This is a genomic window from Hansschlegelia quercus (assembly GCF_004310425.1).
In the GTDB taxonomy this organism is placed as follows: Bacteria; Pseudomonadota; Alphaproteobacteria; order Rhizobiales; family Methylopilaceae; genus Methylopila; species Methylopila quercus.
In genome coordinates, this window is sequence record NZ_SIUB01000010.1 from 39,181 (window position 1) to 52,893 (window position 13,713).

Here is a 13,713-nt window from a genome sequence, read left to right on the forward strand (position 1 = left end):
ACTTGGCGCACATGTCGACCGATCGCTACTCGATCTTCTCCGTGCTCCGTGAATCCCTGCGCGGGCATTCCGGCTGGAAGCCAGCGTGGCGCGACGCCGAGCCCAAGGCGGCTTACGACGTCGTCATCGTCGGCGGCGGCGGCCACGGTCTGGCCACCGCCCATTATCTCGCGAGCCGCTACGGCATCAGGAACGTCGCCGTGGTCGAGAAGGGCTGGATCGGCGGCGGCAATGTCGGCCGCAACACCACGATCGTCCGCTCCAACTATCTGCTGCCCGGCAACATCCCATTCTACGAGCACTCGATGAAGCTCTGGGAGGGGCTGGAGCAGGACCTTAACTATAACGCCATGGTCAGCCAGCGCGGCGTGGTGAACCTGTTCCATTCCGACGGCCAGCGCGACGCCTATGCCCGGCGGGGCAACGCGATGCGGCTGCACGGCGTCGACGCGGAATTGCTCGACGTCGCGGAGCTCAAGCGCATCCTGCCGATGCTCGACTTCGACAATGCGCGCTTCCCAATCAAGGGCGCGCTGCGCCAGAAGCGCGGCGGCACGGTGCGACACGACGCTGTCGCTTGGGGCTATGCCCGCGCAGCGGACGGACGCGGCGTCGACATCATCCAGAATTGCGAGGTCACCGGGTTCCGCATCGAGGACGGCCGCATCCGCGGCGTCGAGACGACCCGCGGCTTCATCGGAGCGGGGAAGGTCGGGCTCGCCTGCGCCGGAAACTCATCGCGCGTCGCCCAGATGGCGGGCCTGAGGCTGCCGATCGAGAGCCACGTTCTGCAGGCCTTTGTGTCGGAGGGCATAAAGCCGTTTATCGACACGGTCTGCACCTTCGGCGCCGGGCACTTCTACATCTCGCAGTCCGACAAGGGCGGCCTGGTCTTTGGCGGCGATCTCGACGGCTACAACTCCTACGCCCAGCGCGGGAGCCTGCCGACGGTCGAGGACGTCTGCGAAGGCGGCATGGCGCTGATGCCGTCGATCGGCCGGGTGAAGATGCTGCGCTCCTGGGGCGGGATCATGGACATGTCGATGGACGGTTCTCCGATCATCGACACGACGCCTGTCGACGGGCTCTATCTCAACGCCGGCTGGTGCTATGGCGGCTTCAAGGCGACGCCGGCCTCCGGCGACTGCTTCGCCCATCTGATCGCCCGAGACGCGCCCCACCTTGTCGCGACCGCCTATCGCCTCGACCGTTTCGCCCGCGGGCGGACGATCGACGAAAAGGGCGTCGGCGCGCAGCCCAATTTGCACTGAGGCTGATCCCATGCGCATCGCCTGCCCCCATTGCGGCCTCCGCGGCGTCGACGAGTTCGCCTATTTCGGCGACGCGAGCGTAACGCGCCCCGCCGCCGACGCGGCCGAAACCGCGTTCGCGGATTACGTCTATCTCCGCGACAACCCCGCCGGCGCTCACCGCGAGCTCTGGAGCCACGCGCTCGGCTGCCAGTCCTGGCTGGTGGTGACACGGGACACCCGCAGCCACGCGATCGAGACCGTCGAGGCGGCGCGAGACGTGGCGCTGGCGCGGACTTCGGAGGCGCAGTCGTGAGCCAGTCCCATCGCTTGCCCCAAGGCGGGCTGATCGACCGCGCTAAGCCGGTCTCCTTCGCCTTCGACGGCAAGCGGCTCGACGGCTACGCCGGCGACACGCTGGCCTCCGCGCTCGTCGCGAACGGGGTGAAGCTCGTCGCCCGTTCGTTCAAGTATCATCGCCCGCGCGGGATCCTCACCGCGGGCTTCGAGGAGCCGAACGCGCTGGTCGAGCTCAGAAGCGGCGCCCGGCGCGAGCCGAACGTGCGGGCGACGACAGCCGAACTGTTCGAAGGCCTCGAGGCGCGGAGCCAGAACCGCTGGCCGTCTCTCGCCTTCGACCTGATGGCGGTGAACCAGCTCGCCTCCCCGGCCTTTGTCGCGGGCTTCTACTACAAGACCTTCATGTGGCCGGCGGCCCTCTGGGAGAAGCTCTATGAGCCTCTGATCCGCCGGGCTGCGGGTCTTGGCCGCGCGGCGGACGCAGCCGACCCCGACTCCTACGAAAAGGCTACGGCGTATTGCGACGTGCTGGTGATCGGCGCGGGGCCCGCCGGCCTCGCTGCAGCGCTCGCCGCCGGTCGCTCCGGCGCACGGGTGATCCTCGCCGACGACGACTTCCTGATGGGCGGCCGCCTGAACGCGCAGCGCTTCGAGATCGACGGGAACTCCTCCTCGTCCTTCGCGTCGTCGATCGTCGCCGAGCTTAGGAGCCTTCCTGAAGTCACGCTGTTGCCGCGGACCACGATCACCGGCGTGCATGACGGCGGCGTCTATGGCGCGCTGGAGCGGGTTTCGGACCATCTCGCGACGCCCGCCCCGCACCAGCCGCGCCAGCGTTTCTGGCGCATCGTCGCCAAGCGCGCGGTGCTCGCGACCGGCGCGATCGAGCGGCCGATCCCGTTCGGCAACAACGATCTGCCGGGCGTGATGCTCGCAGGCGCGGTCAGCGCCTATCTCAACCGCTTCGGGGCGGCGCCGGGCAAGCGCGCGGTCGTCTACGCCAACAATGACGACGCGGCGAAGACCGTCGGCGATCTCGTTGCGGCGGGCTGCGAGGTGGCCGCCGTCATCGACGCGCGCGGCGACGCGCCAGCCCTGCACGAGGCGGCGAGGGCCTGCGGCGCGACGCTGGTGTTCGGCCGCACTGTCGCGCGCGCCTATGGCTTCCAGGAGGTCTCCGGCGTGGAGGTCTCCGGCCCCAAGGGCGACAGCTTCAACGTGCCCTGCGACCTCGTCGCCGTCTCCGGCGGCTGGAGTCCCGCGATTCAGTTGACGAACCATCTGAATGGACGGCCGAAATGGGACGAGCGGCTCGCCGCCTTCCTGCCCGGCGTCACGCCACCCGGCATGATCGTCGTCGGCTCCGCGAATGGCGAATACGGTCTGCGCGACGCCTTCGTCACCGGCGCGCGCGCCGGCGCCGAAGCGGCGGATTCCTGTGGGTTCAGCGGTCCAGGCTTCCAGACGCCTCGGCTCCTGCCGGAACCAGAAGAGGCGTACGGCGACGGTCCATGGCGCCCGACGATCAAGCGCGGCAAGGCGTTCGTCGACTTCCAGAACGACGTCACGGTCGCCGACGTCGAACTGTCGGCGCGCGAGGGCTTCCGCTCCGTCGAGCACCTCAAGCGCTACACCACGCTTGGCATGGCGACCGACCAGGGCAAGACCTCAAACGTCATCGGCCTCGCGCTGATGGCCGAGATCACGGGCAAATCGATCCCCGACACCGGCGTGACGATGAACCGGCCGCCTTACACGCCGGTCGCGATCGGCGCTCTCGGCGGCGCGCATCGGCACAAGGAGTTCAAGCCGACCCGCCTGCCGCCCTCGCATTTCTGGGCGGAGGAGCAGGGCGCGGTCTTCGTCGAGACCGGTCAGTGGATGCGCGCGGCCTACTTCCCTCGAACCGGCGAGACCGACTGGCTACAGATCGCGACCCGCGAGATCAACACCGTCCGCTCCAAGGTCGGCGTCTATGACGCGTCAACGCTGGGCAAGATCGACATCCAGGGGCCGGACGCCGCGACCCTGCTCGACAAGGTCTACGTCAACGCCTTCGCGTCGCTTGGCGTCGGCAAGGCCCGCTACGGGCTGATGCTGCGCGAAGACGGCATGGCGATGGATGACGGCACCACGACGCGGCTGGGCGAGAACCACTATTACATGACGACCACGACCGCGAACGCGGCGGGCGTAATGCGTCATCTCGAGTTCTGCAAGCAATGGCTCTGGCCGGAGCTCGACGTCCACATGACGTCGGTCACGGACCAATGGGCGCAATACGCCATCGCCGGTCCGCGCTCTCGCGACGTCGTGGCGGCTTTGGTCGACGACGGGTTCGACGTTTCCAACGAGGCGCTGCCTTACATGGGCGCGACCGAACTGACGGTGTGCGGCGGCGTGAAGGCGCGGCTGTTCCGGCTCTCCTTCTCGGGCGAGCTCGCCTACGAGCTGGCGGTTCCCGCGCGCTACGGCGACGCGATGATCCGCGCGATCGTCAAGGCGGGCGAGCCCTTCGGCATCTGCCCCTATGGGGCCGAGGCTCTCGCGATCATGCGCATCGAGAAGGGCCACGCCGCCGGTCCCGAGCTGAACGGGATGACCACAGGCGCTGATCTCGGCATGGGCCGAATGATGTCCAAGAAGAAGGATTTCATCGGCCGCGCCATGGCAGGCCGCGAAGGCCTTGCCGATTCGGCTCGCCCCGTCCTCGTCGGCTTCCGGCCGGTGGACCGCTCGGCGCGGCTGCGCTCCGGCGCGCATTTCCTGCCGAAGGGCGCCGGCAACGAGGCTGCGAACGACGAGGGCTACATGACCTCGACGGCCTACTCGCCCTCGAACGGGCACTGGATCGGCCTCGGCTTCCTTTCTCGCGGTTCGGAGCGCATGGGCGAGATCGTCCGCGCCTACGACCCCGTGCGCGCCGGCGACATCGAGGTCGAAGTCGTCTCCCCCGTCTTCGTCGATCCGGAAGGAGCGCGTCTTCGTGCCTGAGCCCCTCCTCGCCCGCTCCGCGCTCCGAGCGCACGTCGCCCCGGAGATCGCCGCACCGGCCCCTGGCGTCGTTCTCCGGGAGCGCACAGATCTCACCCTGGCCTCGGTCGCCGCCTTCAAGGGCCGAGAGGCGGAACTCGCGGACGCGGTGCGCTCGGCCTACGGGATCGAGCTGCCGACGACGCCGACGCGGGTCGCCGCCGGAGAGGTCGCCTTCGTCTGGGCCGGCCCCGGCAAATGGCTCGCGACCGCGACAGGACCCGTGGATTTCTCGACGCTTCCCGCAGCCGTGGCGGACCAGTCGGACGGCCGCTCTGTCCTGTCGGTTTCCGGCGAGAGAGCGCGCGAGACGCTTGCAACGCTGATCGCGATCGACCTGCATCCCCGCGCGTTTACGTCCGGCGACGCGGCGCTGACGCATGCGGCGTCGATCTCGGTCCATCTCTGGCAGACGGACGACGCCCCGACCTACGAGATCGCGGTCTTCCGCTCCTACGCCGCGACGCTGTGGCGTTGGCTGGTCCATGCCGGCCAGAGCCGCGGGATCGACGCGAAGCTCTGAGACCGACGGCAGAGCCGCGCCGCTTTCGATTTTAGCCCGCCTCCGATAGCCTGCGTGAAATTTCCTCCGAGGAAAACACCATGGCCGAGGGTTCAGCGGGAGCAGCGAAGGCCGAGGCCGACGAAGCCTACGTCACCGGCTCCAACGCGCCGGCGGCCGTCGAGCGGCGCACGCTCGAACAGGCGATCGGCCTGCAGATCCGGCATCACCGCAAGCTGATGGGCCTGACCGTCGCCGAACTCGCGGCGGCCGCGAGCGTGTCGACCGGCATGCTCTCGAAGATCGAGAACGGCCAGATTTCGCCCTCGCTCACGACGCTGCAGACGCTGGCGGCCGCTCTTAACGTGCCGATCAGCCTGCTGTTTTCGGAGTTCGAGGAACGCCGGGACTGCTCCTACGTGGCGGCCGGCCAGGGCGTCGTCATCCAGCGGCGCGGCACCAAGGTCGGCCACAAATACGAGCTGCTCGGCCACATGCTCGGCGGGCCCGTGGCGTGCGAGCCCTACCTCATCACGCTCACCGAGGACGCCGCGCCCTACACCGCCTTCCAGCACGAGGGCACGGAGCTGATCTACATGCTGACCGGCGAGGTGATCTACGCCCACGCCGGCAACAGCTATCACCTCAGGCCCGGCGACAGCCTGCTGTTCGACTCAGGGGCGCCGCACGGGCCGGAGCGGCTTGTGGCGAAGCCGATGACCTATCTTTCGATCATCATGTACGAGAAGGAGTGACGCGCGCATCCGTCCGCCGCCGCGCAATCCGCAGCAGGGCATGACGGTTCGACCCGACGCACTAACGCGGCCCTAGGGCACGTTAGTCATTCGACCGCGGCGACGGTCTGGGGCGGAGGCGTAGCGACGCTGTAATAGGCCTCCATTCCCCAGCTCGCCGTCAGCGCGATCAGGGACATAGCCCCGATCCTCGACGGCCAGCAGGCGAAGGCGCGACGCAGATTCATTCTGACGTGGATCGATGTCATGGCTCTCTTCCGCTTTCAGCGGCCAAGACCCGCACGCGCCCCGTAATCGGAGAGCTTTTAAGTATCGACGTCCAGTTCTTCGCAGTTGCGAGACGAACTGGAATTCGTCCAAGTAGAGCCGCGTGCGCGCGATTACCGTCGATATAGTCGACTTCGTTCGGCGAGGCGACAGCGAATGCCGGGAAAGACCCGTTGCGCGACCCTCGGTCGCAATTGGGACGCCAGCGCAGGTTGACGCGAGAGAGCGCCGCCTGTACCTCCACGACCATCTGACGAGGTCAGACCGCAGCCAAGCCGCCCGTGCCGACGAGTCCGGGGGGTCAACGTCCGCCGACGCGATGCGTCCGCGGGCGCGATTTGCGTTGTGGTCGTCGGCCTGGACCAGAACTGAACTCCAGCCCTGAGAGGCGCATGTTCGACGCATTGACCGACCGCCTCGGCGGCATTCTCGACAGGCTGACCCGCCGCGGCGCGCTCACCGAGGCGGACGTCGCCGAGGCGATGCGCGAGGTGCGCCGGGCGCTGCTCGAGGCCGACGTCGCGCTCGAGGTCGCGCGCGACTTCATCGACCGGGTGAAGGCTCGCGCCGTCGGCGTCGACGTCGTGAAGTCGGTCACGCCCGGCCAGATGGTCGTCAAGATCGTCCACGACGAACTGGTGAAGACGCTCGGTTCGGAAGCGCAGGGCATCAGCCTCGCCGCCTCCGCGCCGGTGCCAATCCTGATGGTCGGCCTGCAGGGCTCGGGCAAGACGACCTCGACCGCCAAGATCGGCCGCCGCCTCACCACGCGCGAAAAGCGCAAGGTGCTGATGGCCTCGCTCGACACGCGCCGTCCGGCAGCGATGGAGCAGCTCGCGATGCTCGGAGAGCAGACCGGCGTCGCCACGCTGCCGATCGTGCCCGGCCAGACCGCGGTCCAGATCGCCAAGCGCGCGATGGAGGCGGGACGGCTCGGCGGCTACGACGTGGTCCTGCTCGACACCGCCGGCCGCACGACCATCGACGAGGCGCTGATGGCCGAGGTCGTCGAGGTCAAGCGCGCCGTCAGTCCGCACGAGGTGCTGCTGGTCGCTGACGCGCTGACCGGCCAGGACGCGGTCGTCACCGCCCGCGCCTTCGATGGCGCGCTTGGCGTCACCGGCATCGTGCTGACCCGCCTCGACGGCGATGGTCGCGGCGGCGCCGCGCTCTCGATGCGCGCCGTCACGGGCAAGCCGATCAAGCTCGTCGGCGTCGGCGAGAAGTTCGACGCGGTCGACGAGTTCGATCCGCAGCGCATCGCGAACCGCATCCTCGGTCAGGGCGACGTCGTCGCGCTCGTCGAGAAGGCCGCCGCCGCGATCGACGCCGAGCAGGCTCAGAAGGCCGCTGAGCGCATGCGGAAGGGTCAGTTCGACCTGAACGACCTGAAGGAGCAGCTCTGCCAGATGCAGAAGCTCGGCGGCATGTCGGGCATCATGTCGCTGATGCCCGGCGTCGCGAACCTCAAGAAGCAGATGGCCGGCGCGAACATCGATGAGAGCGTGTTCAAGCGCCAGGCCGCGATCATCGACTCCATGACCAAGGCCGAGCGCCGCAACCCCGACCTGCTGAAGGCGAGCCGCAAGAAGCGCGTCGCCGCGGGTTCGGGCGCCAAGGTCGAGGACGTCAACAAGCTCCTCAAGATGCACCGCCAGATGGCGGACATGATGAAGATGATGGGCAAGGGCGCGAAGTCCGGCCGCGGCCCGCTCGCAGGCTTGGGCTCCGCGCTCGGCTTCGGCGGCGGCGCCCCGCAGCTGCCGCCCGAGGCGCTGGAGGAGCTGAAGGCCGGCAAGATGCCGACGAACCTGCCGCCTGGCTTCCCAGGCGCCGGGGGCGGCCTGCCCCCCGGTTTTCCGGGCATGGGCGGCGGCCCGAAGCTGCCCGGACTCGGCGGCTTCCCCGGCATAGGGAAGAAGAAGTGAGTTTTTGGCGAGACGTCATCCCGTTCGAAGCGCAGCGCAGGGCCGGGATCGTCAGCCGAATGGAACGCAGATCCTGAGAACGATCCCGGACCGGCAAGAGCCATCCGGGATGACGAGCTAGAGAAGAAGGAAAGATAAAGATGTCCCTGAAGATCCGTCTCGCCCGCGGCGGCGCCAAGAAGCGTCCGTTCTACCGCATCGTCGTCGCCGACTCGCGCTATCCGCGTGACGGCCGGTTCATCGAGCGGATCGGCTCGTTTAACCCGCTGCTCGCGAAGGACGCCGCCGACCGCGTGGTGCTAGACCTCGAGAAGGCCAAGGAGTGGCTGGCGAAGGGCGCGACCCCGACCGACCGCGTGCACCGCTTCCTAGACGACGCCGGCCTGCTGAAGCGCGAGGCCCGCAACAATCCGAAGAAGGCCGAACCCGGCAAGAAGGCTCAGGAGCGCGCCGCCGCCGCCAAGGCCGCCGAAGGCTCGAGCGACGAAGCCGCAGCGTAAAGCTGCGCCTGAACGGACGTCGTCCCGGACCGCCTACGGTCGATCCGGGATCGTCCTAAACATAACGCATGAAGCGCTGCCTCGCGTTCCCGGCCTTGAGCCGGGACCCAGAGCCGTTCGGTCGCCGAGCGACGCGCAGATCTCCTGCTAACGGAGCGCGTCTGGGTCCCGGCTCAAGGCCGGGACGCGGATGCAGCGGATGATCGAGAATTCTCATGCCCCCTCGCCTCGTCCAGCTCGGCGTCATCGGCGCGCCTCATGGCGTGCGGGGAGAGCTCCGCGTCAAATCCTTCACGGCGGACCCGAAGGCGCTCGCCGGCTATCGCCCTCTCACCGACGCGGCAGGGACTAAATCCTTCGAGATCGCCTCGGCGCGGCCGATCAAGGACGACATGCTGGTGGTCCGCTTCAAGAGCGTCGGCACGCGCGAAGCCGCGGCTGCGCTGACCGGCGTCGGGCTGTACGCGCCCCGCGAGGCGCTGCCGCCGGCCGAGGATGACGACGAGTTCTATCACGCCGACCTGATCGGCCTGCGCGCCGAGACGGCGGATGCCGGCCTCGTCGGCGAAATCACCGCGATGCAGAATTTCGGCGCCGACGACCTGCTGGAAATCAAGCTCGCGGGCGAACGGCGCACGATCTATCTGCCGTTCACCAAGGCGGTCGCGCCGATTGTGGACATCGCCGGCGGACGCGTCGTGGTCGATCCGCCGGAAGGCGCGCTCGACGCGCCGGGGAAGGACGAGCCGGAAGGCTAGCCTAAGGCCTTATGCTACGCGCGTGGTCGGGCGGAACGGGATGACGGCGGCCATTTTCGACTTCTCGCGCCGAGGCAGCGCGCCGAGCGTCATGACGGTCTCCACCGCCGCGCGCATCTGCTCCAGATCGTCCGGATCGATTTCGGCGTCGGGCGCGATCGTCGCCGCGGCGCCGATCAGCGCCCCGAACACGACGCGGGGGTCCTCGCCGCAGCGCTGAAGGGTCAGCGCCAGCCTCAGCACCACTGCGTTCACGTCGTCATTGGACATGGCTGCAATCACCTGAACGAGTTACTAAGAACATTTCTGAAGCCGATCGGCTGCAGGCCTGGATCACAGGGACGGTCGCTGCGAATCATTTGGGAAACTCAGCCTTTACTTCGCATCGAGCGGAACTGAGAAGAAAACGCGGCGGAATACGGGCGACTCCATCATGCGAGCCGTAGCTCCGGCGGGTCGAGCGTCGCCTGCAACCGCCGGGCGGCAAGCCGGGCGAAGCGCAGGCTGACCGCCTTGCGGCGCGCGCCGGCGAGCCTGTGAGGCTCGCCTTGCCGGATCACCGCCGCGCCGTATCGGTCGGCGACGATCAGCCCGACCTCCGCCGGAATAAGCGTCTGTGGAAAGTCTCCGCCGACGCAGAAGAAGAAGTCGTCGCAGAAGTCGCGATAGTCGCGCCACTTCCTGTCCGTACGGAAATCCTGGGGCCCGGATTTGATCTCGACGACCGCGATCTCGCCCGAGGGACCGAGCGCCATGACGTCCGCCCGCCGGCCCGACTTCAGCGGGAACTCCAGCAGGCACGAATAGTCCGCTGCCGCAAAGTAACGGCACACGCCGCGGGCCAGCCCCGCCGCCACGCCGGAAAGCGACGACCCGCGCTCCGCGGGAACAGCGTCCGTCAACTCATCCAGTGAAAGCCTGTTCTCCATACGTTCCAGTATGCCACGAAAGAGAAACGCTGCAAGTGGATAAGCGCGTCAGCCTCGCAACAGCGTGGACAGCCGGTCGCGATTTAGCGCAAGCCATTGCAGCGCGAGCAAAAGATAGGCCGTGCGCGGTCGTGGGTCGCCGAGGCTTGCTATAGCGTCGTCGATCAAGACCACAAAGGGGCGTGTGGCTTCCCGCTCCTCCGCCGCCCCGGCATGTTCGAGGGCTTTCGACGAGTCCACCTCGACGAGGAAGAGCGCGGCGTTCTCGTCGGCGATGCCGGGGGACGGCATGAAATCGAACAGCCGCACGGCCCGCCCGGCTTCGAGCCCGGTCTCCTCCATCGTCTCGCGACGGGCGGCGATCTCCAGGTCCTCGCCGGGCTCGACGCGGCCGGCGACGATCTCGACAAGGTCGCCCTTCCCCGTCGCAAGCGCGGCGGGCGCGCGGAACTGGCGGATCAGCACCAGCGCATCGCGCTCGAGATCGACCAGCAGCGCGCCGATGCAGGGGCCGGCGCGCAGCACCTCGCGATTCTGCTCGATCTCAGCCCGCGGACCCGAGGCCGGCAGCGTGACGCGCCACCGCTCAAGCCGACGATAGCCGTCATGCAGCAGTTCCGGCCCTTCAAGCTCGGCGTCCGCTTCAGCGTCGGCGAGCCGCTCGTCATATCCGCTCATTGTGCGACGGCCTCGGTCTTCCGCGCGTCAAGGTCGAAGGCCGCGGCGAGCAGCGCGCGGGTGTAGTCAGACTTCGGCGCGGCCATCAGCTCGCGCGCCGGGCCCTGCTCCACCACCTTGCCGTTCCGCATCACCACCACCTCGTTCGCGAGAGCGCGCACGACCTTGAGGTCGTGGCTGATAAACAGGAAGGCGAGCTTCCGGCTCGCCTGCACGGCGCGCAGCAGATCGACGATCTGCGCCTGCACGGACATGTCGAGCGCGCTGGTCGGCTCGTCCAAAACGATGAAGGAGGGCTCGAGCGCGAGCGCGCGGGCGATCGCGATGCGCTGGCGCTGGCCGCCGGAGAACTCGTGGGGGTAGCGGTCCATCGCGGCGGGATCGAGCCCAACATCCTCGAGCGCGCGGGCGACCGCGGCGCGTTTGTCACGGGCGCCCAGCCGCTTGCCCTGCACGCCAAGGCCTTCCGCCACGATGTCGAGCACCGCCATGCGGGGGCTGAGCGAGCCATAGGGGTCCTGGAAGACGATCTGCATCTCGCGCCGGAGCGGCCGCATCGCGGCGAAGCCAAGGCCGTCGATCGGCTTGCCCAGCCACGCGATGCGGCCCTCGCTCGCGATCAGCCGCAGGATCGCGAGGCCGAGCGTCGTCTTTCCCGAACCGCTCTCACCGACAACGCCCACCGTCTGGCCTTCGCGCAAGGTCAGGCTGACGCCGTCGACGGCCTTCACGTGGGCCACCGTGCGGCGGAAGAAGCCGCGCTTCACCGGGAACCAGACCTTGAGATCCTCGACGGTTACCAGCGGCTTCGCGTCGGGCTGGGCCGCGGGCGGCGCGCCCTTCGGCTCGGCGGCGAGGAGCTTCTTGGTGTAGGCGTGCTCAGGGTTCGAGAACACCCGGCCCGTCGGCCCCTGCTCGACGATGCGGCCGCCGGTCATGACGCAGACCCGGTCGGCAACGCGCCTGACGATCCCGAGGTCGTGGGTGATGAACAGCATCGCCATGCCGAGCCGGGACTGCATCTCCTTCAGCAATGCGAGGATCTGGGCCTGCACCGTCACGTCGAGCGCGGTGGTCGGCTCGTCGGCGATCAAAAGATCCGGCTCGTTCGCGAGCGCCATCGCGATCATCACGCGCTGGCGCTGCCCACCGGAAAGCTGGTGAGGAAAGGCGTCGAGCCGTTCTTCCGGGTTCGGGATGCCGACCTGCGTCAGCAGCTCGATCACGCGCGCGCGGCATTTCTGAGCGGACCAGCCGCAATGGATTTTCAGGATTTCGCCGACCTGCCGCTCGATCGAGTGCAGCGGGTTGAGCGACGTCATCGGCTCCTGAAAGACCATGGAGATATCGGCGCCGCGCACGCTCCGCAGCGCCTTCTCCGGCGCCTTCAGCAGATCCTTGCCCGCGAACAGGATTTCGCCCGAGGGATGACTCGCCGCGGGATAGGCGAGCAGCCGAACGATCGAGAGCGCGGTGACGGACTTCCCCGACCCGCTTTCCCCGACGAGCGCCAGCGTCTCTCCTTTGGCGAGGTCGAACGACACGCGGTCGACGGCGAGCGACGAGCCGCCCTCGACGGCGAAGGCCACCGACAGGTCGCGGACGGAGAGGAGAGGGGCGGTCACCGGAACGTCTTCCGCGGGTCGAAGGCGTCGCGCACCGCCTCGCCAACAAAGATCAGCAGCGACAGCATCACGGCGATCACCATGAAGCCCGAGATTCCGAGCCAGGGGGCCTGAAGGTTGGACTTGCCCTGGCTGAGCAGCTCCCCAAGCGAGGGGGAGCCCGGCGGCAGGCCGAAGCCGAGGAAATCGAGCGCGGTCAGCGTGCTGATCGAGCCCGAGAGGATAAAGGGCATGAATGTCATGGTCGCGACCATGGCGTTCGGCAGAAGATGGCGGCCCATGATCGCGAGGTTCGAGACGCCGAGGGCGCGGGCTGCCCGGACATATTCGAAGTTGCGGCCGCGCAGGAACTCCGCGCGCACCACGCCGACCAGCGAGACCCAGGAGAACAGCAACAGGATGGCGAGCAACGTCCAGACGCTGGGCGCGAGCACCGAGGACAGAATGATCAGCAGATAAAGCGTCGGCACCGAGGTCCAGATCTCGATGAAGCGCTGGAACAGCAGGTCCGTCCAGCCGCCGAAATAACCTTGCACCGCGCCGGCGGCGACGCCGACGATCGACGACAGGATGGTGAGCGCTAGTCCGAACAGCACCGAAAGCCGAAAGCCGTAGAGCAGACGCGCGAACACGTCGCGGCCCTGGTCGTCGGTGCCGAGCCAGTTCCACTCGATGTCGGCGCAGCCGCGGGCTTTCGGGGCGTCGGCCGAGGTCTGCGGCGCGGGATCGCCGGAGGGCGTGCGCCCGGCGCGGGCGCTGGCGCATTGCGCGTCGGTCAGCATCCAGGTCGGAGGCGAGGGCGCGGGCGTCGGCAGGTTGAGGTTGATCGTGTTGAAGCTGTAGCGCACGGGCGGCCAGAGCATGTAGCCGCCGGACTTGCGGATCAGCTCCTGCAGATAGGGGTCGCGGTAGTCCGCTTCGGTGTCGAAATCGCCGCCAAAGGTCGTCTCGGAGTAGCTCTTGAACGCCGGGAAATAGAACGCGTCGTCATATTTCACGAGGAACGGCTTGTCGTTCGCGATCAGCTCCGCGAACAGGCTGACGACGAAGATCAGCATGAAGGCGAGGAACGACCAGTAGCCGCGCTTGTTGGCGCGGAAGTTGGCGAGCCGCCGGCGGTTGATCGGCGACAGTCCGCGACGGGGAGCCGGAACAGGCGGGGCCGCGGGCGAGGCGAGCAGGGCGTCG

At 68.1% G+C, this 13,713-nt stretch carries 13 protein-coding genes; 8 read left to right on the plus strand and 5 right to left on the minus strand.

Annotated elements, in window-relative coordinates; all coding sequences use genetic code 11:
* Window positions 1–11 precede the first annotated feature (11 nt).
* From EYR15_RS15705 to rimM, 8 genes are all read left to right on the plus strand, one after another.
* Window positions 12–1,271: a sarcosine oxidase subunit beta family protein gene (locus EYR15_RS15705; RefSeq protein ID WP_131004521.1), complete on the plus strand. Its 1,260-nt coding sequence runs from the start codon at window positions 12–14 to the stop codon at window positions 1,269–1,271.
* Window positions 1,272–1,281: 10 nt separating this feature from the next.
* Window positions 1,282–1,566: a sarcosine oxidase subunit delta gene (locus EYR15_RS15710; RefSeq protein ID WP_131004522.1), complete on the plus strand. Its 285-nt coding sequence runs from the start codon at window positions 1,282–1,284 to the stop codon at window positions 1,564–1,566.
* Window positions 1,563–4,544, plus strand: a complete 2,982-nt coding sequence (locus tag EYR15_RS15715; protein WP_131004523.1) for a sarcosine oxidase subunit alpha family protein — start codon at window positions 1,563–1,565, stop codon at window positions 4,542–4,544. Before EYR15_RS15710 ends, EYR15_RS15715 begins: the two co-directional genes overlap by 4 nt.
* Window positions 4,537–5,106, plus strand: a complete 570-nt coding sequence (locus EYR15_RS15720) for a sarcosine oxidase subunit gamma (protein ID WP_131004524.1) — start codon at window positions 4,537–4,539, stop codon at window positions 5,104–5,106. The genes EYR15_RS15715 and EYR15_RS15720 overlap by 8 nt, the downstream gene beginning before the upstream one ends.
* Window positions 5,107–5,186: 80 nt before the next feature.
* Window positions 5,187–5,840, plus strand: coding sequence for a helix-turn-helix domain-containing protein (locus tag EYR15_RS15725; protein WP_131004525.1), 654 nt, complete (start codon window positions 5,187–5,189; stop codon window positions 5,838–5,840).
* A 659-nt stretch (window positions 5,841–6,499) separates the two neighbouring features.
* Window positions 6,500–8,035 carry a signal recognition particle protein gene (gene ffh, locus EYR15_RS15730; protein WP_131004526.1) on the plus strand — a complete coding sequence of 512 codons (1,536 nt, stop codon included), beginning with the start codon at window positions 6,500–6,502 and terminating at the stop codon, window positions 8,033–8,035.
* 140 nt (window positions 8,036–8,175) lie between these two features.
* The gene (gene rpsP, locus EYR15_RS15735; RefSeq protein ID WP_131004527.1) at window positions 8,176–8,535 is read left to right on the plus strand and encodes a 30S ribosomal protein S16; all 360 of its coding nucleotides are present in this window, start codon (window positions 8,176–8,178) and stop codon (window positions 8,533–8,535) included.
* A gap of 215 nt (window positions 8,536–8,750) precedes the next feature.
* On the plus strand, window positions 8,751–9,293 hold the full coding sequence (gene rimM / locus EYR15_RS15740; protein WP_131004528.1) for a ribosome maturation factor RimM: 543 nt from the start codon (window positions 8,751–8,753) through the stop codon (window positions 9,291–9,293).
* A gap of 9 nt (window positions 9,294–9,302) precedes the next feature.
* On the opposite strand, the gene EYR15_RS15745 is transcribed toward rimM, so the two are convergent.
* From EYR15_RS15745 to EYR15_RS15765, 5 genes are all read right to left on the minus strand, one after another.
* Entirely contained in the window at window positions 9,303–9,563 is a 261-nt protein-coding gene (locus tag EYR15_RS15745; RefSeq protein WP_131004529.1) for a hypothetical protein, read from the minus strand.
* Window positions 9,564–9,724: 161 nt separating this feature from the next.
* Window positions 9,725–10,195, minus strand: coding sequence for an MmcB family DNA repair protein (locus tag EYR15_RS15750; RefSeq protein WP_342635551.1), 471 nt, complete (start codon window positions 10,193–10,195; stop codon window positions 9,725–9,727).
* Window positions 10,196–10,270: 75 nt separating this feature from the next.
* The gene (locus EYR15_RS15755) at window positions 10,271–10,900 is read right to left on the minus strand and encodes an NUDIX domain-containing protein (RefSeq protein ID WP_131004531.1); all 630 of its coding nucleotides are present in this window, start codon (window positions 10,898–10,900) and stop codon (window positions 10,271–10,273) included.
* Complete coding sequence (locus EYR15_RS15760; protein ID WP_131004532.1) at window positions 10,897–12,525, minus strand: ABC transporter ATP-binding protein; 1,629 nt, start codon at window positions 12,523–12,525, stop codon at window positions 10,897–10,899. Before EYR15_RS15760 ends, EYR15_RS15755 begins: the two co-directional genes overlap by 4 nt.
* Window positions 12,522–13,706 carry an ABC transporter permease gene (locus EYR15_RS15765; RefSeq protein WP_245498367.1) on the minus strand — a complete coding sequence of 395 codons (1,185 nt, stop codon included), beginning with the start codon at window positions 13,704–13,706 and terminating at the stop codon, window positions 12,522–12,524. Before EYR15_RS15765 ends, EYR15_RS15760 begins: the two co-directional genes overlap by 4 nt.
* Window positions 13,707–13,713: the final 7 nt, after the last annotated feature.